The following is a 24,939-nucleotide window of genomic DNA, read 5'->3' on the forward strand; positions in this document are numbered from 1 at the left end:
ACGCCCTGCCCGGCGCGGGGGCGGCCTACAGGCACCCCTTGCGCCGAAGGTGGGTGAACATCGTGATGCCCGAAGCCGCCACCAGGACGAGGAAGGCCGGCCAGGCCCACACCAACGCGGTTTCCGGCTGGTAGAAGTTCGCGGAGTAGATGCCGCCCAGCAGGGTGGGCATCATGAACACCACGAGCCATGCCGTCACCTTCCGCGCCGTCCGCGAACCTTCGCAGAGGTCCACCGACTTCCGGTGGAGCAGGATCATTTCCTTCCGGTACTGGCGCATTCCCAGAAGGAAGGTGTGCAGTTCGTCATTCGAGCACGCGTCGAGGTCTTTCGCGCTGAGCCCGGCCAGGTCGGGGTGCATGGTGTGTTGCGACATGTGAACCGTCCTTCCTTGGACTCGGTTTCCGGCCTACAGCCAGCCCTTGCGCTTGACCGCGACGTACGTGGCCACTGCGGTGGATGCCAGCGCGATGAGAAACAGCGGCCAGCCGTACTTGAACTGGAGCTCGGGCATGTGCTCGAAGTTGGAGCCGTAGAGCGCCGCCAGAGCGCCCGGCACCACCGCGATCGCCGTCCAGGCGCTCACCCTCCGGGTCTCCACGGTGACCTTCAACTGGTCCTCGGTGATGGTCCGGATGTCTTCCATTTCCCGGTTCAGCCCGCGGATCTCGTGGTTGATCTCGCGGAGCAGCTCCACCTTCTGGGCGTGCTCGGCCACCGTTTCGACCGGCATCAGGGTGTTGTCGTGGTTCGTCGGCATGGTGTTGGTCATGGGATTGCTCCTGTCAAGGCACGCCTGGGCGGCATTCGGGCATGCCTGGGCCATAAACGTGGGGTAAATGTGTTCGCAGAGAAAACCGGCGCGCGGGATACCGGAAGGGCGGCGTCGGATTTATGTAAAAGGGCGCAACCACCGTGCAGGCGAACTGCCGTGGTGCGGCGCGTGGGCCGCTAAAGCAGTACGTCGAGCGGGATCGGCGGCGTGTACGCCCTGTGGCTACTTCCACCAGGCACGCTGATCACCTCCCGCAGATAGGGGGCACGGCTTTTTCCGCGCCGCAGCCACGGTAAACGACAGGCAATGTGATTACAAAGTCGGACAACTGCGGCGGATCGCCATGGCCATCAGTGCCGCCATTGCGCACAGCGCCCCCGAGGCGTACCAGACCGGGTCGTACGTGCCGAACACGTCCCGGGCCAGGCCGCCCAGGAAGGCCACCAGTGCCGCGCCCACCTGGTGCGAGGCCAGCACCCAGCCGAAGACGATCGCGCTGTCCTCGCCGTAGACCTCGCGGCACAGCGCGATCGTCGGCGGCACGGTGGCAACCCAGTCCAGGCCGTAGAAGACGATGAAGAACACCATCGGCGGGTGGACCGACGGGGCGAGCAGCATCGGCAGGAAGAGCAGCGAGACCCCGCGCAACGCGTAGTACACGGCCAGCAGTCGGCGGGGCTCGAAGCGGTCGGTGAACCAGCCCGAGGCGATGGTGCCGAGTACGTCGAACACCCCGATGACCGCGAGGAGTCCGGCCGCCGCCGTCAGCGGCATGCCGTGGTCGTGCGCGGCCGGCGCGAAGTGCGTCCGGACCAGTCCGTTGGTGGAGGCACCGCAGATCGCGAAGGTGCCGGCGAGCAGCCAGAACGGGCCGGTCCGGGCCGCCTTGAGCAGGACGGCCACCGCCCGCCGGGCCGCACCCGGCACCGGCGCGGGCTTCTCGGCGTACGCACCGCCGTACGGCGCGAGACCCACGTCCGCCGGATGGTCCCGCAGCAGCAGCCAGACGAAGGGCACCACGGCCAGCGAGGCGAGGGCGACCGTGACCGCCGCCGGACGCCAGCCGCGCTCCTCCACCAGCCAGGACAGCAGCGGCAGGAAGATCAGCTGGCCGGAGGCGCCGGCCGCGGTCAGGATGCCGGTCACCAGCCCGCGCCGGGCGGTGAACCAGCGGTTGGTGACGGTGGCCGCGAAGGCGAGCGCCATCGACCCGCTGCCCAGCCCGACCACCACCCCCCAGAGCAGCACCAGTTGCCAGGGCTCCGTCATCCAGACCGTGGCTGCCGAACCGGCCGCGATCACCGTCAGCGCGCAGGCGACCACCCGGCGGATGCCGAAGCGGTCCATGAGCGCGGCGGCGAAGGGGGCGGTCAGCCCGTAGAGCGCGAGGTTGACCGAGACGGCGAAGCCTATGGTGGCGCGCGACCAGTCGAACTCCCGGTGCAGCGGCTCGATGAGCAGACCGGGCAGGGAGGCGAAGGCGGCGGCGCCGATGATCGTCACGAAGGCGACGGCGGCGACGAACCAGGCGCGGTGTATCCGGCCGGGCGGGCGCAGGCGCGAGCCGGCGGAGGCAGCGGGGGAGGTCGGGGAAGCGGGGGCTGTCTGGGTCACCCGGCAAGCTTCGGCCGGGCCCGGCACCGGCTCCAGTGGCCTGGATGACAGGGATCGCTATGATCGGGCCATGACCCCGGCCACGACCTCGGACGCGACTCCGGGTGCCGCCCCGCCCACAACTCCGCGTGCCGCTCCGGCCGCGACCCTGGACGCCGATTCGGCCACCCCGGACGCGACTCCGGGTGCCGTTCCGGCCGCAACTCAGGGTGCCGCTCCGGCCGCGACCTTGGGTGCCGCCCCGGCCACGACCCCGGACGCCGTGACGGCCGCGACCCCGGACGCCGATCCGGCCGCGAGGGCCGCGACGGCCGCGACCCGCGGTGAGACCTCGGCCCCGTCCGGCCGGTCAGGCCATGGCGCGAGCCGGCCGCACCGGGTCGTCGTGCTGGCCCTTGCCGGGCTGCTGCCCTTCGAACTCGGCATTCCGCACCGGATCTTCGGCCGGGCCAAGGACGCGGCCGGCTGCCCGCTGTACGAGATCCTCACCTGCGGGCTGGCCCCCGGCCCGGTCCGCACCGACGCGGACTTCTCCGTCCAGGTGGAACACGGCCCGGAGCTGCTGGCCACCGCCGACACCGTGGTGGTCCCCGCCTCGTACGAGCTCGGGCCGGCCCACGAGGAAGGCCGGCTCGACGGGCCGACCGCCGCCGCCCTCGCCCACATCCGGCCCGGCACCCGGCTCGTCTCCATCTGCACCGGCGGCTATGTGCTGGCCGCCGCCGGATTCCTGGACGGCCGCCGGGCCACCACCCACTGGGCCTCCGCCGACCACTTCCAGCGGCTCTTCCCGGCGGTGCGGGTCGACGCCGACGTGCTGTACACGGACGACGGGGACGTGCTGACCTCCGCCGGAGTGGCCGCCGGCATCGACCTCTGCCTGCACATCGTGCGGCGCGACCACGGAGCAGCCGTGGCCAACGAGGTGGCCCGGCGGACCGTCGTACCGCCCCACCGGGACGGCGGCCAGAGCCAGTTCATCGAGCGGCCGGTGCCGGAGCCGCAGCGAGCCAGCACCACCGCGGCCCGCGCCTGGGTGCTGGACCGGCTGCACGAGCCGCTGCGGCTTGCCGATATGGCCCGTCAGGAAGCCATGTCCGTACGGACCTTCACCCGCAGGTTCCGTGAGGAGTGCGGGATCAGCCCCGGGCAGTGGATCGTCATGCAGCGGGTCAACCGGGCCCGGCACCTGCTGGAGACCACCGCGCTCTCCATGGACCAGGTCGCGGACCGGACGGGCTTCGGCACCGCCCAGTCGCTGCGCAAGCACCTCCAGGCGGCGCTGGGCGTCAGCCCGACCGCGTACCGGCGCACCTTCCGGGCCGGTATGGGCGAGGACACCGCCACCACCTGATGGGCCATCAGTCAATGCCGGGTCCGTACCTTGACTTCTGCCGCGGCCCGCTCGTCAATGGCGCCCACAGGCGATGACCGGCAGATCCGGGGGGTGGGCGGGCGGTGGGCAGAGCTGCGCGCAGCAGGAGAGGGAGAAGGGGCTGGACGGCGGCCCTCGCCATGGCCGCCCTCGCCGCCGCGAGCGGAGCCATGGGCCCCCGCGCCGCCGCCGACCCGCCCGCCGAACCCCCTCCGGGTCAGGCCGAGTTCCCCACCCAGTGCACGCCCCCGCAGGAAGCCGGACTGCCGCCTGCCGACGGCACCACCACCGCCGAACTCACCGTCGACACCCCCGCACCCCGGGTCGGCGACACCGTCACCGTCACCTACCGCATCCTCCGCACCCCGGCCGTGAACCCCCTCCCCGGGGAACTCCCCGCCGACGCCGTCACCCCCGCCGGCACCGTCCGGCTGGGCGGCGCACAGACCGGCGAGGTCACCGTGACGGGCATCCCGGACCACGGCCCCGTCCCGCCCGGCGCCGGCCTCGGCACCCACCTGATGACCGGCACCTTCACGGTCACCGCCCCCGGCGAGATCACCCTCGCCCCCGGCGGCTACTCCCTGCTCGCCGGCCGGCCTGCCGTACTCGACACCCCCTGCACCCCGGCCGGGCCCACCCCGGTCTCCGTACGCCTCACCGCCACCCCGCCGCTGCCCACCGCCAACCTGCGGTACGTCGCCCTCGGCGCGGCCCACGGCAAGCCCGGAGCGAGCGTGAAGGTGACCGCGGCCGGGTTCACCCCCGGCTCCGCCGTCACCGTCACCGGCGTCACAGGTGGCGCAGGCGTCACGGGTGTCACAGGTGGCGCAGGCGTCACAGGCGTCACCGGCCGGGCGGCAGCCCCGGCGCCGACCGCCGACCGGGCCCGCGGCACCGCCGACGAGCGCGGCCTGCTCACCCTCGACCTGCCCGTCACCGACCGGTCGACCACCGCCGTGGTCGCCTTCGAGGGCCCGGCCTGGACCCGCGCCAAAGGCTCCGGGCCGGCCGCCTACGCCGTCGTCGACCCCGCCCCGCCGGCCCCCGGCACCCAGAAGCTGACCGCCACCGTCGAACCCGGCACCCTCTCCATGACCCAGGCCGCCGAACAGACCGCCCTCGGCGCCGTCCCGTACGGCGAAGGCGGCGGCGCCACCGGACAGCTGGCCACCGTCACCGTCAAAGACGCCCGCGGCGGCCCGGCCGGCTGGTCCCTGGTCGGCAAGGTCACCGACTTCACCGGCCCCGCCGGCACCCGCATCCCCGGCGCCGCCCTCAGCTGGACCCCGCGCTGCACCACCGCCCCCGGCAGCGCCGGCAACTGCGCCCCCGGCAGCCCCGGCACGGTCGGCCCCGACGGCGCCGTACTGGCCTCCACCCCGGACGCCGAACTGGTCGGCGGCACCTTCACGGTGGACGCCGGAGTCACCCTCCAGGTCCCCCCGTACGCCCCGCCCGGCGCCTACACGGCCGTGCTCACCCTGACCCTGTCGTGAGCACCCCGCACCGGGCGGCGGCGGGCGCGCTGCTCGCCGCCGCCGTCCTCCTGCTCCTGCTGCTGCTCGGCGCCGCCGCCCGCCCCGCCGCCGCGGCCGACAACGGGCAGTGGGCCGTCCTGCCCGCCGCCACCCGGCTCGGACAGCGGCCCTACTTCTACCTCGCCACCACCCCCGGCGGCACCGTCACCGACACCGTCACCATCACCAACCGGACCGACACCCCCCGGACCTTCCGGCTGTACGCCGCCGACGCCCACAACACCGCCCGCGACGGCGGCTTCGCCGTCCGCGGCCCCGAGGAGCCGCGCCGGGCCACCGGCGCCTGGCTCCGGCTCGACCGGGACCTGCTCACCGTTCCCGCCCGGTCGGCAGCCGACGTCCCCTTCACCCTCACCGTCCCCGAACGGGCCGAACCCGGAGACCACCCCGGCGCCGTCGTCGCCCTGGAAGAGCGGACCCGGGACCACCCGCAGGGCATCGGCGTCCGCCAGGCCGTCGCCGCCCGCGTCCACCTCCGGGTCGCCGGGCCCACCGCCCCGGCCCTGGCCGTGGAGGACCTCGCCGTCCGCACCGTCCGTACCCCGGGCACCGTCCGCGCGGAGATCACGTACACCCTGCACAACCTCGGCAATGTCACCCTCCGCCCCCGGGGCACCCTGGCCGCCGACGGCCTCCTCGGCCGCAGCCTGCTCCGCCGCCCGCTGAGCGGGCTGCCCGCCGAGCTGCTCCCGGGGCAGCGGGTCGAGCTCACCGAGCACTGGAGCGGCCCGCCCCCGCTCGACCGGGCCGAGGTGACGGTCCGGGCCACCGCCACCGGAACGGCCGGCCGGGCCACCGCCGGATACGCCGTCCACCCCCGACTGACCACCGTTTCGGCCGCGCTCCTCGCCCTCACTGCGGCTGCCTGGTCGGCGCGGGCAGCGGCATCGGGGAGAATGGCCCGTATGAGCGATCGTTCCCCCGAGCCCACCGCCCCGCACCGTGCGGGCTTCGCCTGCTTCGTCGGCCGCCCGAACGCGGGCAAGTCGACCCTGACCAACGCACTGGTGGGCACGAAGGTCGCGATCACCTCCAACCGACCGCAGACCACCCGGCACACCGTCCGCGGCATCGTGCACCGCCCGGACGCCCAGCTCGTCCTGGTCGACACGCCCGGCCTGCACAAGCCGCGCACCCTGCTCGGCGAGCGGCTCAACGATGTGGTCCGCACCACCTGGGCCGAGGTCGACGTGATCGGCTTCTGCCTGCCGGCCGACCAGAAGCTCGGCCCCGGCGACAAGTTCATCGCCAAGGAACTCGCGGGGATCAAGAAGACCCCCAAGATCGCCATCGTGACCAAGACCGACCTGGTGGACTCCAAGGCGCTGGCCGAGCAGCTGATCGCCATCTCGCAGCTCGCCGAGGAGCTCGGCTTCGAATGGGCCGAGATCGTCCCCGTCTCCGCGGTCGGCGACAGCCAGGTCCAGCTGCTGGCCGACCTGATCGCCCCGCTGCTCCCGGAGAGCCCGCCGCTCTACCCGGAGGGCGACCTCACCGACGAGCCCGAGATGGTGATGGTCGCGGAACTGATCCGCGAGGCCGCGCTGGAGGGCGTACGCGACGAACTCCCGCACTCCATCGCCGTGGTGGTCGAGGAGATGATCCCCCGGGAGAACCGGCCGGCCGACCGCCCGCTGCTCGACATCCACGCCAACGTCTACATCGAGCGGCCGAGCCAGAAGGGCATCATCATCGGGCCCAAGGGCTCGCGCCTGAAGGAGGTCGGCATGAAGTCGCGCAAGCACATCGAGGCGCTGCTGGGCACGCCGGTCTTCCTGGACCTGCACGTGAAGGTCGCCAAGGACTGGCAGCGTGACCCCAAGCAGCTCCGCAAGCTCGGCTTCTGACCTTTTCGACGCGCCCCTCGCACCGGTCGGCGCCGGGGGCGCCTCCCGGGCTTCGGGGCGCTGCGCCGGACTCCGTCCGGCGGGCCTGGCGCGGCTACCCGGCGGTGCCCTGGCCCCCGGCCGGCCGCCGGGCGGAGCCCCGGGTAATCCGCCGCCGACCCCCGGCCGGCCCCGGGTCGTCAGCGCAGGCGACGGGCCTGCTCCCCGGATTCGGTGGCCCCGGGCCGGACAGCGGACCGGCAGGCCGGGCCCGCCGTAGGCGTCAGTGCAGGCGCCGGACCTTCAGTGCGTTGTCCGGGCGGGTGCCCGGGCTTCCGTCCGGCGCCGTCATGGTCTGCTCGTGCTCCGCGCAGACCAGTACCTCCCACTTCCCGTCGGGCAGCTCCAGCTGCTCCAGCACCTCCTCCGGGGTGGGGAACGGGAACCCGCGATGGGTGTCCGGATCCCAGGACGGCGGGCCGGCGTGCCCGGCCACCAGCAGGGTTCCGCCGGGGGCGACCGCCGCGGCGGCCCGGCGCAGGATGAGCTCCCGGGGCATCTCGCCGGGGGTGTGCAGGAAGCAGGCCGAGACCAGGTCGAACTCCCCGGCCGGGAAGGACACCCCGAGGTCGTGCTGCCGGAGGTCCACCCGGTCGGCGACTCCCGCCTCCGCCACATGCTCGGCGGCCCGGCCGAGGGCGACTCCGGAGATGTCGGTCCCGGTGACCTGCCACCCCTGCCGGGCCAGCCACACCACGTCGGCCCCCTCCCCGCAGCCGAGGTCCAGGGCCCGGCCGGGTGCCAGATCCGCCGCCTCCCGGACCAGCACGGCGTTCGGCCGGCCGCTCCAGATCCGGTCGCTCTGCCCGTACCGGGCGTCCCAGAACTCCTCCTCGGCGGCGGGGGAGTGCGGGTGTGAGTGCGAGTGCGATTGCTGGTGCTGGTGCTCAGTCATCAAAACCTCCGGCTGGCTGCGCTGCTGTGCGTGCGCCGCCGATGCTGCGCCCGCTCCCGCCGTCCGGGCAAACATCCTTGCCGTTTCGGCAAACCGAAGGGATTATTCGGCAGGCTCGGCGATCAAGGCCGTGCCCACCCGGCGGAAGCCGGCCCTGGCATAGATCCGGGCCACGTCCTCGTCGCCAGCCGACAGGAACACCAGCCGTGCGCCCCGCTCCCGCGCGTCCGCGACCAGGGCCGAGGTCACGCCGAGCGCCAGCCCCTGGCGGCGCGCCGCGGGCAGCGTGCCCACGCCCACGAGCTCGGCCACCCCGTCCAGCGGGTTGTGGACGCCGGAGGCCAGCACCACCCCGTCCCGTACCGCCGCCGCCAGCCCGCTCGCGCCGGAGGCGAGCCGCGCCGACACGTGCGCCGTCCGGTCCGCCGTACCCGGATCCGCCAGCGCCGCGGTCAGCTCCGCCGGCCCGGCCGCACCCAGTGCCGTGCCGGGCTCGGCGAAGGCCAGGGCCGGAACCGTGACCGCCGCCCGCAGCAGCGGGTCGCCGGCGCCCATCAGCCGTACCTCCGGGTGTGGGGGCAGCGGCTCGGCACCCGGCGCCAGCACCATCAGCGGATGCGCGTGCACGGCCAGCCCCGCAGCCTCGGCCGCCGCCCGCAGCGAGGGAGTGGTTTCGGCCACCCACTCGAAGGCCTCCGGCACCCCGAGCTCCCGCTGCCGCATCCGGACCCGGTCCACCTCCGCCGCCGTCACCGGGCCGGCCCCGGGCGTGGGCCGCGCGTAGTACGGCCAGCCCGCGCCCTCCTGGACGAACAGGGTCAGCGAGCCCAGGTCCTCGGCGCGGGCGCCGCCCGCCCGGGGGACGGTGTCGTAGTAGCGTTCAAGATCGTCAAGAATCGTCACCGGCCCATCCAAGCAAGGCGGACCTGCTCAGGCACCTTCTTTCAGCACCTTGGTGATCAGCTCCCGCTGGGCCTCCGTCAGGTGCGGATCCGCGCACCTGACGGTCCGGCCGTCCACCGTGATGACGTAGCGGAAGCCGTCCGGTACGCCGCCCCGCCCGCCGGGCGCACCCGTCCGGTCCGGCGCCAGCGCCCGCTCGGCCAGCGCCTGCCACACCTCTGCGTCGGGCCGGCCCGAGGTATCGACCTCGGCCTGCCGCTCGATGCCCGCGAAACCGCCGGTCCGCACCACGTGAATCCGCATGCGATCTGTCTACCTGCTCTACTCGGTCGGCACACCCACCTGGGACCAGGCCTTGAGCACCGCCTGGTGCTCGGTGCCGCCGTCCCCGAACCGGGCCGCCGCCGCGGCCACGGACAGCCGGGCGAAGTCCGAGAACTTCGCCTTGGTGCCCAGCTCGCCGCCGGTCAGGGTGTCGTACCAGATCTGCCCCGCCCGCTCCCAGGCCTTGCCGCCCAGGTCGGTGGCCAGCAGGTAGAAGGCGTGGTTGGGGATGCCGGAGTTGATGTGCACCCCGCCGTTGTCCCGGGTGGTGTTGACGTAGTCGTCCATGGTGGCCGGCTGCGGGTCCTTGCCGAGCTCGTCGTCGTCGTACGCCGTACCGGGTGCCTTCATCGAGCGCAGCGCGACCCCGCTCACCTCGGGCCCGAGCAGTCCGGCCCCGATCAGCCAGTCCGCCTGGTCCGCGGTCTGGTCCAGGGTGTACTGCTTGATCAGCGAGCCGAAGACGTCCGACATCGACTCGTTGAGCGCGCCGGCCTGCTTGTAGTACTCCAGATTGGCCGTGTACTGGGTGACCCCGTGGGCCAGCTCGTGGCCGATGATGTCGACGGACACGGTGAAGTCGAGGAACAGGTCCCCGTCGCCGTCACCGAACACCATCTGCCGGCCGTCCCAGAAGGCGTTGTTGTACTCCACGCCGTAGTGCACGGTGGCGTCCAGCGGCAGCCCGGCATCGTCGATCGAGTGCCGTCCGAAGGCCGACCGGAACAGCTCGAAGGTCGCGCCGAGTCCGGCGTAGGCCCGGTTGACGGTCGCGTCCTGCCCGGGCTCGGAGCCCTCCCCGCGCACCTTGGTGCCCGGCAGCCGGGTCCGGTGCTCGGCGTCGTACACGGTCCGCTCGGGGCCCTCGGGCCGCTCGTCTACGGGCGCGGCCAGGGCGGGTGCGATCCCGCGGACGGTGGTGATCCGGCGCCGGGTGCGCTGGAGGGAGTCGTGCTCGAGGGTGCGCTGCGCGATGTCGGCCCGGCGGGTGTCCTCGGACAGCGTGATCCGGTCGAGCAGGTGGGGCGGCACGATGGTGCAGAAGACGGGGTGGCGGTGGGTATCCATGCCGGAAATGTGGCAGCGGGTCATGCCGATGTCACGACCCGTGACCATGATTCATTCGGTCGTCTGAAAGCGGCTGCACCGCATTGACCGATCGGCCGGACTCTTGGGATTGGGTGAGACGTAGCCCACAATTAGGGCAAAACGGACTAGCGGGTCTTGCATACTGAAACGGCCACGCGCCCCCGGCGCGGCTCGGCTAGGCTGCCACCCATCATGCGTTTCGGGCTGCTTCTCCTTAGCTGCCGCGGCGAGGGTCTGTAGTCGTAGGCCGGCCCCCTCCCCGCGGAGTTTGGTGTTGCGGTTTTTGCGACCGCCGTCGGCCGTAGCAGCGGAACTACACGCGGACACGCGAGGAGCCCTACGTCATGAGCCAGCACAGCTTCGCCGGTCGCCCCACGCCCATCACCAGCGCGACCCACACCCAGAAGCCCTCCGGGATGCCGATCCACAAGTACGGCGTGTACGAGCAGGTGGACATCCCGGACCGGACCTGGCCGAACGCCCGCATCACCAAGGCTCCCCGCTGGCTCTCCACCGACCTGCGCGACGGCAACCAGTCGCTGATCGACCCCATGACCCCCGCCCGCAAGCGCGAGATGTTCGACCTGCTGGTGCGCATGGGCTACAAGGAGATCGAGGTCGGCTTCCCGTCCTCCGGCGAAACCGACTTCGCGTTCGTCCGCTCCATCATCGAAGAGGGCGCGATCCCGGACGACGTCACCATCTCCGTACTGACCCAGGCCCGTGAGGATCTGATCGAGCGGACCGTGGAGTCCCTGGTCGGTGCCAAGCGCGCCACCGTCCACATGTACAACGCCACCGCCCCGACCTTCCGCCGGGTGGTCTTCCGCGGCTCCAAGGAACAGATCAAGCAGATCGCCGTCGACGGCACCCGCCTGGTCATGGAGTACGCCGAGAAGATCCTGGGCGACGAGACGGTCTTCGGCTACCAGTACAGCCCGGAGATCTTCACCGACACCGAGCTGGACTTCGCCCTGGAGGTCTGCGAGGCCGTCTGCGACGTCTGGCAGCCCGGCCCCGGCCGCGAGATCATCCTGAACCTGCCGGCCACCGTCGAGCGGTCCACGCCCTCCACCCACGCCGACCGCTTCGAGTGGATGGCCCGCAACCTGACCCGCCGCGAGCACATCTGCATCTCCGTGCACCCGCACAACGACCGCGGCACCGCCGTCGCCGCCGCCGAGCTGGCCCTGATGGCCGGCGCCGACCGCATCGAGGGCTGCCTGTTCGGCCAGGGCGAGCGCACCGGCAACGTCGACCTGATCACCCTGGGCATGAACCTGTTCTCCCAGGGCGTCGACCCGCAGATCGACTTCTCGCAGATCGACGAGATCCGTCGCACCAGCGAGTACTGCAACCAGATGGAGGTCCACCCGCGCCACCCCTACGCGGGCGACCTGGTCTACACCGCCTTCTCCGGCTCCCACCAGGACGCCATCAAGAAGGGCTTCGACGCCATGGAGGCCGACGCCGCGGCGGCCGGCAAGACCGTGGACGAGATCGAGTGGGCCGTCCCGTACCTGCCCATCGACCCCAAGGACGTCGGCCGCTCCTACGAGGCGGTCATCCGGGTCAACTCGCAGTCCGGCAAGGGCGGCATCGCGTACGTCCTGAAGAACGACCACAAGCTGGACCTGCCGCGCCGCATGCAGATCGAGTTCTCCCGGATCATCCAGGCCAAGACCGACGCCGAGGGCGGCGAGGTCACGCCGAAGGCGATCTGGGAGGTCTTCTCCGACGAGTACCTGCCGAACCCGGAAAACCCGTGGGGCCGGATCCAGCTGCGCTCCGGCTCGACGGCCACCGACAAGGACGGCACCGACACCCTGACCGTCGAGGCGGTCGTGGACGGCGCCGACACCGTTCTGACGGGTACCGGCAACGGTCCGATCTCGGCGTTCTTCGACGCGCTGGCGAGCATCGGCGTCGACGCCCGCCTGCTGGACTACACCGAGCACACCATGAGCGAGGGCGCCTCCGCGCAGGCCGCCTCGTACATCGAGTGCGCGATCGACGGCCGGGTGCTGTGGGGCATCGGCATCGACGGCAACACCACGCGCGCCTCGCTGAAGGCCGTCATCTCGGCCGTCAACCGCGCCGGCCGCTGACCGTACGCCTCTGCGGAGCCCACGGACCCCGCGTCTCCCCCCTCGGGAGGCGCGGGGTCCCGCTCATTGCGCCAGGTAGCCGCCGTCCACCGGCAGGACCACCCCGGTGACGAAGGAGGCCTCGTCCGAGGCCAGGAAGGCCGGCAGGGCTGGTCTCCCGTACATCCGAAAGAGGGAGCACTCCGGCGTTCGCCACGCTGACGTCGAGCCGTCCGTACGCGGCGACCGCGCCCGCCACCATGGCCCGGGTGGCCTCCGGATCGGCGACGTCACCGGTCACCAGCTCGACGCCGAGGCCCTCGGCGGCCAGTTCCGTACGCAGGGAAGCCAGGCCGGGGGCATGGATATCGGCCGCGGTGACCCGGGCCCCGGCGCGGGCCAGCAGCAGGGCGGTGGCACGGCCGATCCCGCTCGCGGCACCCGTCACCAGACAAGAAGCGTCTTTCACGGCCCCGACACTAGGGGCGCGGATCGGCCAACTCCGCCGGCTCCGGGATGTTGTCTTGTCACACGACTGACGCCCGGTCATGGATGTGGCTAACATCACGCCAGCGCGGCGATGTTGCCGCCGGGTAACGGAGGTGGGACGTGCTGCCAGTTCGGGGTGGGACCAGCCGGAAGCTGAAGGTCTGGGGCATCCGTACCGCCTGGAACACCGTGAGCGACGGGGAGTTCTTCTGCCCGGGCTGCGGTGGCGACCGCAACTACCGCCGTCGCACGGGCCGCCGCCGGTTCGCCGTCCTCGGTGTGCCGGTGCTGCCGCGCGGCAACGTCGGGCCGGTGGTCGAGTGCGCCGCCTGCCGCGACCGGTTCGCCACGGACGTCCTGGACCACCCCACCACCAGCCGCTTCTCGGCGCTGCTGCGCGACGCCGTGCACACGGTCACGCTGGCCGTCCTCGCGGCCGGCGGTGCCTCCTCGCGCAGCGCGCTGGAGACGGCGGCCGAGGTGGTGCGGTCGGCCGGCTTCCAGGACTGCGGCGAGGACCAGCTGGCGGTGCTGGTGGCGACGCTGACCGCGGACACCGGCCGGCTGCCCGGGCTGTACGACGGCCCCGAGTGCTGCGGCGCCGCGCTCTCCATCGAGCTGCACGAGGCGCTGGAGCCGCTGGCCCCGCACCTGGCCACCCCCGGACGGGAGTCCGTGCTGCTGCAGGGCGCCCGGATCGCGCTCGCCGACGGTCCGTACACCCCGGCCGAGCGTGAGGTGCTGGCCACCGTGGGCGCGGCCCTCAGGCTCGACTCCGACGAGGTCTCGCGACTGCTGGCCTCGGCCCGTACGCCCTCCTGAGCCCCGGGCTTCAGCCCGCGGGCCCGCGCCTCAGGTCGTGGCGATGAATGCGCGGAGCTCGGCACACAGGGCCCCGGGGTTGTCCAGCGGGATCAGGGTGCGGGCGTCGGGGATCTCCACGTACCGGCCCCGGGGGAGCAGCTCGGCGAGCCTGCGGCCGGTGGCCGGCGGCATCATCCGGTCTTCGGCGCCCCAGGCGACCAGCGCGGGCCGCCGGAACTCCGGCAGTCGCTCGGCGGCCCGCAGGTAGGTGTCCTTGCGGGTGGCCTTCAGGAAGGCGGCGAAGTCGCGGCGGACGGCCGGGTCGGTGAGCAGCGGCCGGTACCAGCGGCGGACCAGCTCGTGCGGGATGGGCCGCTTGGCCATGCCGCCGAGGGAGTTCTGCATCCCGGCCAGCCGGCGGGAGCGGAAGGACTGGAGCAGCAGGAAGAGCCCGCCGGGAATCCGGCTCATGCGCTCCAGGACCTTGCCCTGCGGGCCCGGAGGGTAGTTGTCGAGGGCCTCGCAGGAGGTGAGCACGAGCCGCCCGATGCGTTCGTCGGCGACCCCGACGAGCAGCTGGGCGGTGCCCGCGTCGTTCTGGACGAGGGTGACCTCGCGGAGGTCCAGCCGTTCGAGGAACTCGGCCAGCAGGGCGGCGACTCCGGTGGCGGAGAGATCGGCTCCGGGGCGCATCGGGCGGCGGTGGCCGCCCAGCGGCAGGACCGGGACCAGGATGCGGAAGTCGGCGCGCAGGTCCTCGGTGACCCGGTCCCAGACGGATTCGTCGAAGCCGGGCCCGGGGACGAGGACGACGGTGCCCAGGCAGGTGCGCGGGCGCCCGGTGTCGAGGTAGTCGATGGTTCCGGCGGTCAGTTCGATGTCCGGCATGCGTTCCCCCACCCTCACTAGATAGACCGATCTAGTGAGAGACTAGCCCCCGTGACGACAAAGGGCGATACCAGAGCGCGCATCCTGGCGGCGGCGACCGAGCTCTTCCGCCGGCAGGGCTATGCGGCGACCGGCATGAAGCAGATCGTGGCGGCGGCCGGGGCCCCGTACGGTTCCGCCTACCACTTCTTCCCGGACGGCAAGGCGCAGCTCGGCGAGGAGGTCGTACGCACCTCCGGCGCGGCCTATCTGGCCCTGATCGGGGAGCTCTTCGCGGACCCGGCGGCGGATCCGGCGCAGGCCACCGCCGACGCCTTCGCAGGGGCCGCCGAAACCCTGCACGAGCTGGACTACGCCGATCCGTGCCCGATCGCCACGGTGGCCCTGGAGGTGGCCAGTACGCACGAGGGGCTGCGGCGGGCCACCGCCGAGGTCTTCGACTCCTGGACCGACGCGCTGGGCCGGTTCTACGAGGCCGCCGGCATCCCGGCGCCGGCCGCCCGGGAGACCGCCGGCGCCGTGATCGCACTGCTGGAGGGGGCGTTCATGTTGGGCCGGGCCTCCCGTTCGCGGACGCCCGTACTGACCGCCGCGGGGGCCGCGGCGGCGATCGTGCGCGCCGCCGCCGTCTCGGCATCCGGTACAAAAGCCGCGCCCGGTGCGTAACGATCCGGCGTCGGCATGGCCATGACCCGCCCGTACGATCCGTGGAGCCGGCCGCTCCGGACTCGGTTGATCCACCAATCCGGTGTCCGGAAGTAGTCGGCCCGCTTTGCGGTGCAGAACCCTTGCGTTCTTCGTTTGCGCAGGTCAGGGAATGGCGACTTCGCGCTCGTATGGCCGGAAACAGATCGTCCGTCGACTGTCGCCATACCTCGGCGGACCCATCGGCGCCAGGGGAGGAATCCACAGAACCGAGATCGCCAAACCTCAACATTTTGTGGAAGTCGACGATATCTGTGGCGCCCCCCACAGGCGTTCAATTCCGGTCACACGAAGAGACGCCTGCTGTAACACAGCGGGGCTTCGATCACGTGAACGCACTGAAACCCTGGCGGAACCACGCACCACGACCCGCGCCCTGGCCAGGGATAACCAGATTCCTCTCAGTTACCTACCTCCCTGAAGGGCAAGGCAGAGATGGCACGTGTCGCCGCCCGGCTTTCCGACAACGGAGAGCAGAGCTCGCACCCGGTCGACGAGGTGCTCCCCGTCCCCAAGCTCGCGCTGTACGGCTTCCAGCACGTACTCGCCTTCTACGCCGGCGCGGTGATCGTTCCGATCATCGTCGGCAACGCGCTGAAGCTGAGCCCTGAACAGCTGGTCTACCTGATCAACGCGGATCTCTTCACCTGCGGTATCGCCTCGATCATCCAGGCCTGGGGCATCGGCCGGATCGGTGCGCGGCTGCCGCTGATCCAGGGCGTGACCTTCACGGCCGTCTCCCCGATGATCGCCATCGGCCTCGGGGCCGGCGGCGGCACCGCCGCCCTGCTGGTGATCTACGGCGCGGTCATCACGGCCGGTATCGCCACCTTCGCCTTCGCCTGGCTGCCCGCCAAGGCCTTCCGGGCCGTCATGCGACTGTTCCCGCCGGTGGTCACCGGCACGGTGATCACCGTCCTCGGCATCGTCCTGCTGCCGGTCGGCCTGAACGACGCGGCCGGCGGCCTGGGCAGCCCGGACTTCGGCGACCCGAAGCACTTCGCCTACGCCGGCGGCACCATGCTCTTCATCCTCGTCCTGATGAAGATCGGCAAGCCGTTCCTGTCCTCGATCTCCATCCTCCTCGGCCTGGTCGGCGGCACCGCGGTCGCCTTCCTGCTCGGCGACGCCAAGTTCGGCGACGTGGGCAAGTCGGACTGGATCGGTGTCACCACACCGTTCCACTTCGGCATGCCGAAGTTCGAGTGGTTCCCGATCGTCCTGATGCTCATCGTCATGCTGATCACCATGGTCGAGACCACCGGCGACACCTACGCCGTCGGCGACATCGTCGGCAAGGAGGTCGACAGCGAGACCGTGGCCCGCGCCCTGCGTGCCGACGGCGCCGCCACCGCCCTCGGCGGCGTCCTCAACTCCTTCCCGTACGTCGCCTTCGCCGAAAACGTCGGCCTGGTCCGGATGACCAAGGTGAAGAGCCGGTTCGTGGTCGTCGCGGCCGGTGTATTCATGATCATCCTGGGTCTGCTGCCGAAGGCCGCCGCGATCGTCGCCGCCGTCCCGCACGGGGTGCTCGGCGGCGCCGCCACCGTCATGTTCGGCATGGTCGCCCTGGCCGGCATCCAGACCCTCGCCAAGGTGGACCTGAAGGAGGAGAAGAACGCCCTGGTCGTGGGTGTCTCCCTCGCCTTCGCCCTGCTCCCCGCCACCGTGCCGGCGCTGTTCACCAAGCACATGGACCAGGATCTGTCCTCGCTGCTCAACAGCGGTGTCACGCTCGGTGCCACGGCCGCCATCGTCCTCAACCTGGTCTTCAACGGCCTGGGCAAGGACGACGCCCACGGCCCCGCGATCGCGATCCCGGCCCCGGCCGGTGAGCTCGCGAAGGACCCTGCCGAAGCGCCCGCGGACGCCCCGGCCGGCGAGCTCGTGGACGTGCCGGCCGCGGCCGGTGCCGCCCCGGACACCTCCGCCACCTCCCTGGAGAAGCCCGCCGCCGGAGCGGGCGAACCGGCGGCCCCGGCCTCCTGATCCTCCCAAGGGGCGAAGGCCCCCGGCCGGACCTCCGTCCGGCCGGGGGCCTTCGCTGTCCTTCGCTGTCCTTCGCTGTCACCGGTACGGGCGACAATGGGGCCATGAGTCTGTTCCGCGACGACGGCATCGTGCTGCGCACCCAGAAGCTGGGCGAGGCGGACCGCATCATCACCCTGCTGACCCGCGGACACGGCCGGGTGCGGGCGGTGGCCCGCGGGGTGCGCCGCACCAAGTCCAAGTTCGGCGCCCGGCTGGAACCTTTCTCCCATGCCGACGTCCAGTTCTTCGCCCGGGGCAGCGAACTGGTCGGCCGCAGCCTGCCGCTCTGCACCCAGACCGAGATCATCGCCCCGTACGGCAACGGCATCGTCACCGACTACGCCCGCTACACCGCCGGCACCGCCATGCTGGAGACCGCCGAACGCTTCACCGAGAACGAGGGCGAACCCGCCGTACAGCAGTACCTGCTGCTGGTCGGCGCCCTGCGCACGCTGGCCCGGGGCGAACACGAACCCCACCTGATCCTCGACGCCTTCCTGCTGCGCTCCCTCGCCGTCAACGGCTACGCCCCCTCCTTCGAGGACTGCGCCCGGTGCGGCATCCACGGCCCCAACCGGCACTTCTCGGTCGCCGCCGGCGGAGTCGTCTGCGGCGACTGCCGGGTGGCGGGCAGCGTCGTACCCTCGTCGGAGGCCATCGCTCTGCTCAGCGCGCTGCTGACCGGCGACTGGGCCCACGCGGACGCGTGCGAGGCGCGCCATGTGCGGGAGGGGAGCGGACTGGTCTCCGCCTATTTGCACTGGCATCTGGAGCGCGGGCTACGCTCCTTGCGATACGTCGAGAAATAGGAGCTGGGCACATGGCACGACGCGGGATCCTGGGACGCCGCCGCGACGACTACAAGCTTCCCGAGCCGCACCCGTCCGGTGAGCGCCCGCCGAAGATCCCCGGTGAGCTGGTCCCCAACCACGTGGCCATCGTGATGGACGGCAACGGGCGCTGGGCCAAGGAGCGCGGACTGCCCCGCACCGAGGGCCACAAGGTCGGCGAGGGCGTCGTGCTCGACGTGCTCAAGGGCTGCCTGGAGATGGGCGTCAAGAACCTCTCGCTGTACGCCTTCTCGACGGAGAACTGGAAGCGCTCGCCCGACGAGGTGCGCTTCCTGATGAACTTCAACCGCGATGTCATCCGGCGCCGCCGCGACGAGATGGACGAGCTGGGCATCCGCATCCGCTGGGTCGGCCGGATGCCGAAGATGTGGAAGTCGGTCGTCCAGGAGCTCCAGATCGCCCAGGAGCAGACGGTCAAGAACAACAAGATGACCCTGTACTTCTGCGTGAACTACGGCGGGCGCGCGGAGATCGCGGACGCGGCGCAGGCCATCGCCCGTGATGTGGCGGCGGGCCGGCTGGACCCGTCGAAGGTCAACGAGAAGACCTTCGCGAAGTACATGTACTACCCGGACATGCCCGATGTGGACCTGTTTGTCCGCCCCAGCGGCGAGCAGCGCACGTCCAACTACCTGATCTGGCAGAGCGCTTACGCGGAGATGGTCTTCCAGGACGTGCTGTGGCCGGACTTCGACCGGCGCGATCTGTGGCGGGCCTGCCTGGAGTACGCCCAGCGCGACCGCCGGTTCGGCGGGGCCGTTCCGAACCAGGTCGAGGGCCCGGGGGCGGCCGGGTAATCTCCCGTGGCATGAACACGGGGGAGATCGTTTTCGAGTACCGGCCGACGGCCGATGACTACCGGACGGCGCTGGGGGCCTGGTTCTCGCGGACCTGGCCCGGCCGCCGGGCCATGGTGCTGCCGGCCGTCATGTCGGTGGCCGGTGTGGTCGTCTACGGGCTGGTGCGCGGTTTCGATCCGGGCATCGGCGGCATCGTCACCGCGGTGGTGCTGATCACCGCGGTGGTGGGCGCCGTCCGGGCCCGCAGCCGGATCGCACGCGAGAGCTTCGCGGCCATGGAGCCCCACGGGGACTCCCGGACGGTGCTGGGCGAGACCGGCATCGTCATCACCGGCGGCGGGCCGGACCGCACCGTCTTCGACTGGCCGGGCAGCGGCGGCCCGGCCTGGTACCACGAGACGCCCGGCCTGTTCGTGCTGACCGCGGACAAGGGCCGTACCTTCCTGGCACTGCCCAAGCGCGGCGCGGCCGACCCGGCCGACGTGGACCGGGTCCGGGAGCTGCTGGACCGGAACCTGAAGCGGTACTAGCGGCGGTACTAGCCGGCCGCGGCGCAGTCCGCGCAGGTGCCGAAGATCTCCACCGTGTGGGCCACGTTCACATAGCCGTGCTCGGCCGCGATCGACTCGGCCCACTTCTCCACCGCGGGGCCCTCCACCTCCACGGCCTTGCCGCACTTGCGGCAGACCAGGTGGTGGTGGTGATCACCGGTGGAGCAGCGCCGGTAGACGGCCTCGCCGTCGCTGGTGCGCAGCACGTCCACCTCGCCGGCGTCGGCGAGGGACTGGAGGGTGCGGTACACGGTGGTCAGGCCCACCGAGTCACCGCGGTGCCTGAGCATGTCGTGCAGCTCCTGGGCGCTGCGGAACTCGTCCACCTCGTCCAGGGCCGCCGCGACGGCGGCCCGCTGCCGGGTGGACCGTCCTCGTACTGGCGCGGTATTCGTCTCGCCAGGGGCAGTCGCCACCGGTTCCTCCTCGTATCGGCCTGGGGCCATTGTGCCAGTCCGCTAGACCTTCACATCGTCGCGCGTGCAGACCTCCTCGGCGGCCTGCGCGGCTTTGGCCCGGCGGCGGGCCAGGGGAGCGGAGAGGGCGGTCATCACCAGGAAGACGGCGATCGCGAGCAGCACGATCGTCGCGCCCGAGGGGACGTTGATGTAATAGGTGGCCGCGGTGCCGGTCAGGGAGACGGTCACGCTGATGGCCATGGCCAGGCCCAGGGTGGTGGCGAAACTGCGGGTGAGCCGCTGGGCGGCGGCGACCGGGATCACCAGCATCGCGCTGACCAGCAGCAGGCCGACGATGCGCATGGCCACGGTGACGGTGACCGCCGCGGTGACCGCGATCAGCAGGTTCAGTGCGCGCACGGGCAGGCCGGTGACCCGGGCGAACTCCTCGTCCTGGCAGACGGCGAAGAGCTGCCTGCGCAGGCCGATGGCCACGGCGAGGACGAAGGCGGCGAGGAGCGCCATCGCGGTCACGTCCTCGGAGGAGACCGTGGTGATCGAGCCGAACATGGAGCCCAGGAGGCTGGCCGTCTGACCGCCCCCGAGGTTGATGATCATCACGCCGCCGGCCAGGCCGCCGTAGAAGAGCATGGCGAGGGCGACGTCCCCGCTGGTCCTGCCGCGGGCGCGGATCAGCTCCATGCCGACGGCGCCGACGACGGCGACCAGGGTGGCCATCCAGACGGGGCTGGTCTGGAGTACGAAACCGAGGGCGACACCGGTCATGGCGACATGCCCGAGGCCGTCGCCCATGAGTGCCTGGCGGCGCTGGACGAGGTACGTGCCGATGGCGGGGGCGGTGATGCCGACCAGCGCGGCAGCGATCAGCGCTCGCTGCATGAAGGCGTAATCGAGGATGTCCATCAGCTCAGCAGTCCCGTCCGCAGGGGCTCGGCGTCGTGCGCCGCGTGGGGGTGTACGTGGTCGTGGCCGGGCAGGGCGTGCTGGCCCACGGCCTCCGGGGGCGGGCCGTCGTGGACGACGCAGCCGTCGCGCAGCACGACGGCGCGGTCGATCAGGGGCTCCAGCGGGCCCAGCTCGTGCAGGACGAGCAGGACGGCGGAGCCGGCGGCGACCTGGGTGCGCAGGGCGTTCGCCAGGACCTCCTGGTTGGCGAGGTCCACGCCGGCCATCGGCTCGTCCATGATCAGCAGTTCGGGTTCGACGGCGAGCGCCCGGGCTATGAGGACGCGCTGGTGCTGGCCGCCGGAGAGGGCGTCCACCGAGACGTCGGCGTGCGCGTCCATCCCGACCAAGGCCAGGGCGTGGGCTATGGCGGCCTTGTCGGCCTTGCGCAGGAGCCCGAAGCGGGAGCGGGCGAGCCGGCCGGAGGAGACGACCTCGCGGACGGTGGCCGGGACGCCGCCGGCGGCGGTGGTGCGCTGCGGGACGTACCCGATCCGCGACCAGTCGCGGAACTGTTTGAAGTCGGTGCCGAAGACCTTCAGGGAGCCGTCGGTCAGCGGCACCTGGCCGACCACGGCGCGGACGGCCGTGGACTTGCCGGAGCCGTTGGCGCCGAGCAGGGCGACGACCTCGCCACGGTGGACGGTGAGGTCGATTCCGCGCAGCACGGGGCGCGAGCCGAGCGAGGCCTTGGCCCCGCGCAGGGATATGACGGGCCGGTCGTCGGCCGGTCGGGGCGGGGACTGCATGGCTCGCGCCTCCGTTGCTGCTGTCATCACTTGGCTCCGAGTGCCTTCTGGAGGTTCTTCAGGTTGGAACGCATGACCTCGAAGTAGTCGGCGCCCTGGGACTTGTCGGTGATGCCCTCGAGGGGGTCGAGGACGTCGGTCTTCAGGCCGGTGTCCGTCGCGAGGGCCTTGGCCGTCTTGTCGCTGGCCAGGGTCTCGAAGAACACGGTGGTGACATTGTCCTTCTTCGCGACCGCCTGGAGTTCCTTCATCCGGGCCGGGCTGGGCTCGGACTCGGGATTGACGCCGGAGATGCCCTCCTGGTCGAGGCCGTAGCGCTCGGCGAGGTAGCCGAAGGCGGAGTGGGTGGTGATGAAGGTCTTGGAGGCCGTGTTCTTCAGGCCGTCCTTGAACTCCGTGTCGAGCGCGGCCAGTTTGCCGACCAGTTCGTCGGTGTTCTTCTTGTAGTCGGCCGCGTGGCCGGGGTCGGCCTTCTCCAGGGCCGCGCCGACGCCCTTGGCGATCTCCGCGTACTTGACGGGGTCGAGCCAGACGTGCGGGTCGGTGCCGCCCTCGTGGCTGTGGCCGTGGTCGTGGTCCTCTTCGTGGCCGGCTTCGCCCTCGTGACCGTGGTCGTGGTCGTGGCCGGAGGCGCCGTGGGTCTCCAGCTCGGTGAGGGTGGCGGCGTCGACGATGTTCTTCACGCCGGACTGGGCGACGGCCTTGTCGACGGCGGGCTGAAGGTTCTTGAGGTAGAGGACCACGTCGGCTTCGCCGAGCTGCGCGGTCTGCTTGGGGGTGATCTCCAGGTCGTGCGGTTCGACGCCCGGCTTGGTCAGGCCGTCGACCTTCACGTGGTCCTTGCCGATCTGCTCGGCGATGAACTGCAGCGGGTAGAACGACGCCGTGACGCCGAGCTTGCCGTCCTTGCTGCCGGCGGCGCCCGCTCCGGAGCAGGCGGTGAGGGCCGTGCCGGCGAGGGCGACGGCTCCGGCGAGGGCGGCGGTGGGTATCAGACGTCGTACGTTCATGACATCCATTTTCATCAAAGATGGAAACGATTGTCAAAAACCCTGGTGGTGGTCCATGGGCCAGGCGGAGAAAGGGGATCCGATTTGAAAGGGGAGGGGCGGGCGCCGGTAACCTAAAGGCTTCGCCGTTCGTCCTCGTAATGAAGAGAGCACCGTGGCCGCCGACAAGATCGACACCATCGTCAGCCTCAGCAAGCGCCGTGGCTTCGTCTACCCGTGCAGTGAGATCTACGGCGGCTCCAAGGCCGCCTGGGACTACGGACCGCTGGGTGTCGAGCTCAAGGAAAACATCAAGCGTCAGTGGTGGAAGGCGATGGTCACCGGGCGTGAGGACGTCGTCGGCATCGACTCCTCCGTGATCCTGGCCCCCGAGGTCTGGGTGGCCTCCGGCCACGTCGCGACCTTCTCGGACCCGCTGACCGAGTGCACCGCGTGCCACAAGCGCCACCGCGCCGACCACCTGGAAGAGGCGTACGAGGCCAAGCACGGCCGCCTCCCGGAGAACGGCCTGGCCGACATCAACTGCCCGCACTGCGGCACCAAGGGCCAGTTCACCGAGCCCAAGCAGTTCTCCGGCATGCTGGAGACCCACCTCGGCCCGACCCAGGACACCGGCTCCAAGGCGTACCTGCGCCCCGAGACCGCCCAGGGCATCTTCACCAACTTCGCCCAGGTTCAGCAGACTTCCCGCAAGAAGCCGCCGTTCGGCATCGCGCAGATGGGCAAGTCCTTCCGGAACGAGATCACTCCGGGCAACTTCATCTTCCGGACCCGTGAGTTCGAGCAGATGGAGATGGAGTTCTTCGTCAAGCCGGGCGAGGACGAGCAGTGGCACGAGTACTGGATGAACGAGCGCTGGAACTGGTACCGCGACCTCGGTATCCGCGAGGAGAACATCCGCTGGTACGAGCACCCGAAGGAGAAGCTGTCCCACTACTCGAAGCGCACCGCCGACATCGAGTACCGCTTCAACTTCGGCGGCACCGAGTTCTCCGAGCTCGAGGGCGTAGCCAACCGCACCGACTTCGACCTCAAGGCCCACTCCGCGGCCTCCGGCACGGACCTCTCCTTCTTCGACCAGGAGGCCGGCGAGCGCTGGACCCCCTACGTCATCGAGCCGGCGGCCGGTGTCAACCGCGCCATGCTCGCCTTCCTGCTCGACGCCTACATCGAGGACGAGGCCCCGAACGCCAAGGGCGTCATGGAGAAGCGCACCGTGATGCGCCTCGACCCGCGCCTGGCCCCGGTCAAGGTCGCCGTCCTGCCGCTGTCCCGCAACGCCGACCTGTCGCCGAAGGCCAAGGGTCTCGCCGCGGACCTGCGGAAGAACTGGAACATCGAGTTCGACGACGCGGGCGCCATCGGCCGCCGCTACCGCCGCCAGGACGAGATCGGTACGCCGTACTGCGTCACCGTCGACTTCGACACCCTGGACGACAACGCGGTGACCGTCCGTGAGCGCGACACCATGAAGCAGGAGCGCGTCTCGCTGGACCAGATCCAGTCCTACCTGGGCAGCCGTCTGCTGGGCTGCTAGTCCGCACCACGGCAGAACAGACCGGTGGCCCGGTGCGCGCGAGCGCACCGGGCCACCGGCTGTTTTCAGGGGCGCAGGCCGCGGATCACCAGGGTGCTGACCGCCTCGAACTCGGCGGCGATGGACGGGGACTGCCAGTCCGCCGCGTACTGGGGATCGTGGAAGCGGGCGGTCGCGTCGAACACGGCCCGGGCGGCGGCCGGCACATCGGGGGCGGTGAGGGTGCCGGAGCCGACGCCCTCGCCGATGATCCGGGCCAGCTGCTCGACCAGCTCGGCCAGGTGGGTCTCCACCACGCCGCTGTTCTCGGCGAGCAGCACCGTGTACGTCGCGAACAGCTCCGGATCGTCCCCCGCCTTGTGCCGCTTCGCCTCGAAGAGGGCCTCCAGCCAGGACTCCAGCCGCGCGGGCGCGGGCTCGGCCGTGGCGGAGACGATCTGCTGCAGCCGGCCCACGGTCTTGCCGAGCCAGCGGTCGGTGACCGCCTCGCGCAGCGCCGCCTTCGACGGGAAGTGCCGGTACACGCTGCCGTGGCTCACGCCCAGCGCCCGTGCCACGTCCACCACGGTGGCCTTGGCCGGGCCGTAGCGGCGCAGCACCTCCTCGGTGGCTTCGAGGATGCGCTCGGGGGTCAGGGGCTCGGCGGCTGCGGGTGGCATGGGTACGACCGT

General features: G+C 71.4%; 25 protein-coding genes and 1 pseudogene. 11 read left to right on the forward strand and 15 right to left on the reverse strand.

The window, feature by feature from the left end; genetic code table 11:
* Positions 1–25 precede the first annotated feature (25 nt).
* The 3 genes from DEJ50_RS22790 to DEJ50_RS22800 all read right to left on the reverse strand — a co-directional run bounded on the left by DEJ50_RS22790 (position 26) and on the right by DEJ50_RS22800 (position 2,389).
* Positions 26–376, reverse strand: a complete 351-nt coding sequence (locus DEJ50_RS22790) for a hypothetical protein (protein ID WP_150209867.1) — start codon at positions 374–376, stop codon at positions 26–28.
* A 33-nt stretch (positions 377–409) separates the two neighbouring features.
* Positions 410–772, reverse strand: coding sequence for a CorA family divalent cation transporter (locus tag DEJ50_RS22795; protein ID WP_190344629.1), 363 nt, complete (start codon positions 770–772; stop codon positions 410–412).
* Between the two features lie 315 nt (positions 773–1,087).
* Entirely contained in the window at positions 1,088–2,389 is a 1,302-nt protein-coding gene (locus tag DEJ50_RS22800; protein WP_411757633.1) for an MFS transporter, read from the reverse strand.
* Between the two features lie 385 nt (positions 2,390–2,774).
* Here DEJ50_RS22800 and DEJ50_RS22805 point away from each other — a divergent pair, with 385 nt between their 5' ends.
* The 3 genes from DEJ50_RS22805 (at position 2,775) to era (ending at position 7,152) form a co-directional block, all read left to right on the forward strand.
* Positions 2,775–3,743, forward strand: coding sequence for a GlxA family transcriptional regulator (locus DEJ50_RS22805; protein ID WP_223838155.1), 969 nt, complete (start codon positions 2,775–2,777; stop codon positions 3,741–3,743).
* A gap of 161 nt (positions 3,744–3,904) precedes the next feature.
* Positions 3,905–5,263 (forward strand): beta-xylosidase, encoded by a 1,359-nt coding sequence (locus tag DEJ50_RS35255; RefSeq protein ID WP_190344631.1) that lies wholly within the window; start codon positions 3,905–3,907, stop codon positions 5,261–5,263.
* A 938-nt stretch (positions 5,264–6,201) separates the two neighbouring features.
* On the forward strand, positions 6,202–7,152 hold the full coding sequence (gene era, locus DEJ50_RS22815) for a GTPase Era (RefSeq protein ID WP_150212296.1): 951 nt from the start codon (positions 6,202–6,204) through the stop codon (positions 7,150–7,152).
* A gap of 262 nt (positions 7,153–7,414) precedes the next feature.
* Here era and DEJ50_RS22820 read toward each other — a convergent pair whose 3' ends face one another.
* The 4 genes from DEJ50_RS22820 to DEJ50_RS22835 form a co-directional block, all read right to left on the reverse strand.
* Positions 7,415–8,086 (reverse strand): SAM-dependent methyltransferase, encoded by a 672-nt coding sequence (locus tag DEJ50_RS22820; protein ID WP_150209870.1) that lies wholly within the window; start codon positions 8,084–8,086, stop codon positions 7,415–7,417.
* Positions 8,087–8,188: 102 nt separating this feature from the next.
* Positions 8,189–8,989, reverse strand: a complete 801-nt coding sequence (locus tag DEJ50_RS22825) for a GNAT family N-acetyltransferase (protein ID WP_317852561.1) — start codon at positions 8,987–8,989, stop codon at positions 8,189–8,191.
* 27 nt (positions 8,990–9,016) lie between these two features.
* Complete coding sequence (locus tag DEJ50_RS22830; protein WP_150209874.1) at positions 9,017–9,292, reverse strand: protealysin inhibitor emfourin; 276 nt, start codon at positions 9,290–9,292, stop codon at positions 9,017–9,019.
* An 18-nt stretch (positions 9,293–9,310) separates the two neighbouring features.
* Positions 9,311–10,381 (reverse strand): M4 family metallopeptidase, encoded by a 1,071-nt coding sequence (locus tag DEJ50_RS22835; protein ID WP_150209876.1) that lies wholly within the window; start codon positions 10,379–10,381, stop codon positions 9,311–9,313.
* Between the two features lie 365 nt (positions 10,382–10,746).
* Here DEJ50_RS22835 and leuA point away from each other — a divergent pair, with 365 nt between their 5' ends.
* A complete protein-coding gene (gene leuA / locus DEJ50_RS22845) occupies positions 10,747–12,510 on the forward strand; it encodes a 2-isopropylmalate synthase (protein ID WP_150209877.1) in 1,764 nt (587 codons plus the stop codon).
* A gap of 63 nt (positions 12,511–12,573) precedes the next feature.
* On the opposite strand, the gene DEJ50_RS34755 is transcribed toward leuA, so the two are convergent.
* Together DEJ50_RS34755 and DEJ50_RS34760 are read right to left on the reverse strand one after the other, a co-directional pair.
* Positions 12,574–12,675, reverse strand: a complete 102-nt coding sequence (locus tag DEJ50_RS34755) for an SDR family oxidoreductase (protein ID WP_223838223.1) — start codon at positions 12,673–12,675, stop codon at positions 12,574–12,576.
* 37 nt (positions 12,676–12,712) lie between these two features.
* Positions 12,713–13,054, reverse strand: a pseudogene (locus DEJ50_RS34760) (SDR family NAD(P)-dependent oxidoreductase); the annotation flags it as partial.
* 44 nt (positions 13,055–13,098) lie between these two features.
* Here DEJ50_RS34760 and DEJ50_RS22855 point away from each other — a divergent pair.
* On the forward strand, positions 13,099–13,800 hold the full coding sequence (locus DEJ50_RS22855; protein ID WP_150209879.1) for a TerB family tellurite resistance protein: 702 nt from the start codon (positions 13,099–13,101) through the stop codon (positions 13,798–13,800).
* Positions 13,801–13,830: 30 nt separating this feature from the next.
* Here the strand turns inward: DEJ50_RS22855 and DEJ50_RS22860 are convergent, their stop codons facing one another.
* Positions 13,831–14,670, reverse strand: coding sequence for an alpha/beta fold hydrolase (locus tag DEJ50_RS22860; RefSeq protein WP_150209881.1), 840 nt, complete (start codon positions 14,668–14,670; stop codon positions 13,831–13,833).
* 51 nt (positions 14,671–14,721) lie between these two features.
* Here DEJ50_RS22860 and DEJ50_RS22865 point away from each other — a divergent pair, with 51 nt between their 5' ends.
* From DEJ50_RS22865 to DEJ50_RS22885, 5 genes are all read left to right on the forward strand, one after another.
* On the forward strand, positions 14,722–15,336 hold the full coding sequence (locus DEJ50_RS22865) for a TetR/AcrR family transcriptional regulator (RefSeq protein WP_150209883.1): 615 nt from the start codon (positions 14,722–14,724) through the stop codon (positions 15,334–15,336).
* A gap of 474 nt (positions 15,337–15,810) precedes the next feature.
* Positions 15,811–17,364: a nucleobase:cation symporter-2 family protein gene (locus DEJ50_RS22870; RefSeq protein ID WP_190344635.1), complete on the forward strand. Its 1,554-nt coding sequence runs from the start codon at positions 15,811–15,813 to the stop codon at positions 17,362–17,364.
* A 104-nt stretch (positions 17,365–17,468) separates the two neighbouring features.
* Positions 17,469–18,215: a DNA repair protein RecO gene (gene recO / locus DEJ50_RS22875; RefSeq protein ID WP_150209887.1), complete on the forward strand. Its 747-nt coding sequence runs from the start codon at positions 17,469–17,471 to the stop codon at positions 18,213–18,215.
* Positions 18,216–18,226: 11 nt separating this feature from the next.
* Entirely contained in the window at positions 18,227–19,054 is an 828-nt protein-coding gene (locus DEJ50_RS22880; protein ID WP_150209888.1) for an isoprenyl transferase, read from the forward strand.
* Positions 19,055–19,065: 11 nt separating this feature from the next.
* The gene (locus DEJ50_RS22885; RefSeq protein ID WP_150209890.1) at positions 19,066–19,587 is read left to right on the forward strand and encodes a hypothetical protein; all 522 of its coding nucleotides are present in this window, start codon (positions 19,066–19,068) and stop codon (positions 19,585–19,587) included.
* Positions 19,588–19,595: 8 nt separating this feature from the next.
* Here DEJ50_RS22885 and DEJ50_RS22890 read toward each other — a convergent pair whose 3' ends face one another.
* The 4 genes from DEJ50_RS22890 to DEJ50_RS22905 are packed head-to-tail and all read right to left on the reverse strand — an operon-like array spanning position 19,596 to position 22,731.
* Positions 19,596–20,024 carry a Fur family transcriptional regulator gene (locus tag DEJ50_RS22890; RefSeq protein WP_150209892.1) on the reverse strand — a complete coding sequence of 143 codons (429 nt, stop codon included), beginning with the start codon at positions 20,022–20,024 and terminating at the stop codon, positions 19,596–19,598.
* Positions 20,025–20,066: 42 nt separating this feature from the next.
* The gene (locus DEJ50_RS22895; RefSeq protein WP_150209894.1) at positions 20,067–20,930 is read right to left on the reverse strand and encodes a metal ABC transporter permease; all 864 of its coding nucleotides are present in this window, start codon (positions 20,928–20,930) and stop codon (positions 20,067–20,069) included.
* Positions 20,930–21,748 (reverse strand): metal ABC transporter ATP-binding protein, encoded by an 819-nt coding sequence (locus DEJ50_RS22900; protein WP_411757634.1) that lies wholly within the window; start codon positions 21,746–21,748, stop codon positions 20,930–20,932. The genes DEJ50_RS22895 and DEJ50_RS22900 overlap by 1 nt, the downstream gene beginning before the upstream one ends.
* Entirely contained in the window at positions 21,748–22,731 is a 984-nt protein-coding gene (locus DEJ50_RS22905) for a metal ABC transporter substrate-binding protein (RefSeq protein ID WP_150209896.1), read from the reverse strand. The genes DEJ50_RS22900 and DEJ50_RS22905 overlap by 1 nt, the downstream gene beginning before the upstream one ends.
* Before the next feature lie 154 nt (positions 22,732–22,885).
* On the opposite strand from DEJ50_RS22905, the gene DEJ50_RS22910 reads away from it, so the two are divergent.
* Entirely contained in the window at positions 22,886–24,268 is a 1,383-nt protein-coding gene (locus DEJ50_RS22910; RefSeq protein ID WP_150209898.1) for a glycine--tRNA ligase, read from the forward strand.
* Positions 24,269–24,333: 65 nt separating this feature from the next.
* On the opposite strand, the gene DEJ50_RS22915 is transcribed toward DEJ50_RS22910, so the two are convergent.
* Positions 24,334–24,927 carry a TetR family transcriptional regulator gene (locus DEJ50_RS22915; protein WP_150209900.1) on the reverse strand — a complete coding sequence of 198 codons (594 nt, stop codon included), beginning with the start codon at positions 24,925–24,927 and terminating at the stop codon, positions 24,334–24,336.
* Positions 24,928–24,939: the final 12 nt, after the last annotated feature.

Origin of the sequence: Streptomyces venezuelae (genome assembly GCF_008642295.1) — a bacterium.
Lineage (GTDB): Bacteria > Actinomycetota > Actinomycetes > Streptomycetales > Streptomycetaceae > Streptomyces > Streptomyces venezuelae_C.

What these genes read in the sequence shown, in the direction of transcription:
- DEJ50_RS22790 (WP_150209867.1), bottom strand. Translation starts at nt 376, where the DNA reads ATGTCGCAACACACCATGCACCCCGACCTGGCCGGGCTCAGCGCGAAA.
- DEJ50_RS22795 (WP_190344629.1), bottom strand. Translation starts at nt 772, where the DNA reads ATGACCAACACCATGCCGACGAACCACGACAACACCCTGATGCCGGTC.
- DEJ50_RS35255 (WP_190344631.1), top strand. Translation starts at nt 3,905, where the DNA reads ATGGCCGCCCTCGCCGCCGCGAGCGGAGCCATGGGCCCCCGCGCCGCC.
- era (WP_150212296.1), top strand. Translation starts at nt 6,202, where the DNA reads ATGGCCCGTATGAGCGATCGTTCCCCCGAGCCCACCGCCCCGCACCGT.
- DEJ50_RS22820 (WP_150209870.1), bottom strand. Translation starts at nt 8,086, where the DNA reads ATGACTGAGCACCAGCACCAGCAATCGCACTCGCACTCACACCCGCAC.
- DEJ50_RS22830 (WP_150209874.1), bottom strand. Translation starts at nt 9,292, where the DNA reads ATGCGGATTCACGTGGTGCGGACCGGCGGTTTCGCGGGCATCGAGCGG.
- DEJ50_RS22835 (WP_150209876.1), bottom strand. Translation starts at nt 10,381, where the DNA reads ATGGATACCCACCGCCACCCCGTCTTCTGCACCATCGTGCCGCCCCAC.
- leuA (WP_150209877.1), top strand. Translation starts at nt 10,747, where the DNA reads ATGAGCCAGCACAGCTTCGCCGGTCGCCCCACGCCCATCACCAGCGCG.
- DEJ50_RS34755 (WP_223838223.1), bottom strand. Translation starts at nt 12,675, where the DNA reads ATGTACGGGAGACCAGCCCTGCCGGCCTTCCTGGCCTCGGACGAGGCC.
- DEJ50_RS22860 (WP_150209881.1), bottom strand. Translation starts at nt 14,670, where the DNA reads ATGCCGGACATCGAACTGACCGCCGGAACCATCGACTACCTCGACACC.
- DEJ50_RS22870 (WP_190344635.1), top strand. Translation starts at nt 15,811, where the DNA reads ATGGCACGTGTCGCCGCCCGGCTTTCCGACAACGGAGAGCAGAGCTCG.
- recO (WP_150209887.1), top strand. Translation starts at nt 17,469, where the DNA reads ATGAGTCTGTTCCGCGACGACGGCATCGTGCTGCGCACCCAGAAGCTG.
- DEJ50_RS22880 (WP_150209888.1), top strand. Translation starts at nt 18,227, where the DNA reads ATGGCACGACGCGGGATCCTGGGACGCCGCCGCGACGACTACAAGCTT.
- DEJ50_RS22885 (WP_150209890.1), top strand. Translation starts at nt 19,066, where the DNA reads ATGAACACGGGGGAGATCGTTTTCGAGTACCGGCCGACGGCCGATGAC.
- DEJ50_RS22895 (WP_150209894.1), bottom strand. Translation starts at nt 20,930, where the DNA reads ATGGACATCCTCGATTACGCCTTCATGCAGCGAGCGCTGATCGCTGCC.
- DEJ50_RS22900 (WP_411757634.1), bottom strand. Translation starts at nt 21,748, where the DNA reads ATGACAGCAGCAACGGAGGCGCGAGCCATGCAGTCCCCGCCCCGACCG.
- DEJ50_RS22905 (WP_150209896.1), bottom strand. Translation starts at nt 22,731, where the DNA reads ATGAACGTACGACGTCTGATACCCACCGCCGCCCTCGCCGGAGCCGTC.
- DEJ50_RS22915 (WP_150209900.1), bottom strand. Translation starts at nt 24,927, where the DNA reads ATGCCACCCGCAGCCGCCGAGCCCCTGACCCCCGAGCGCATCCTCGAA.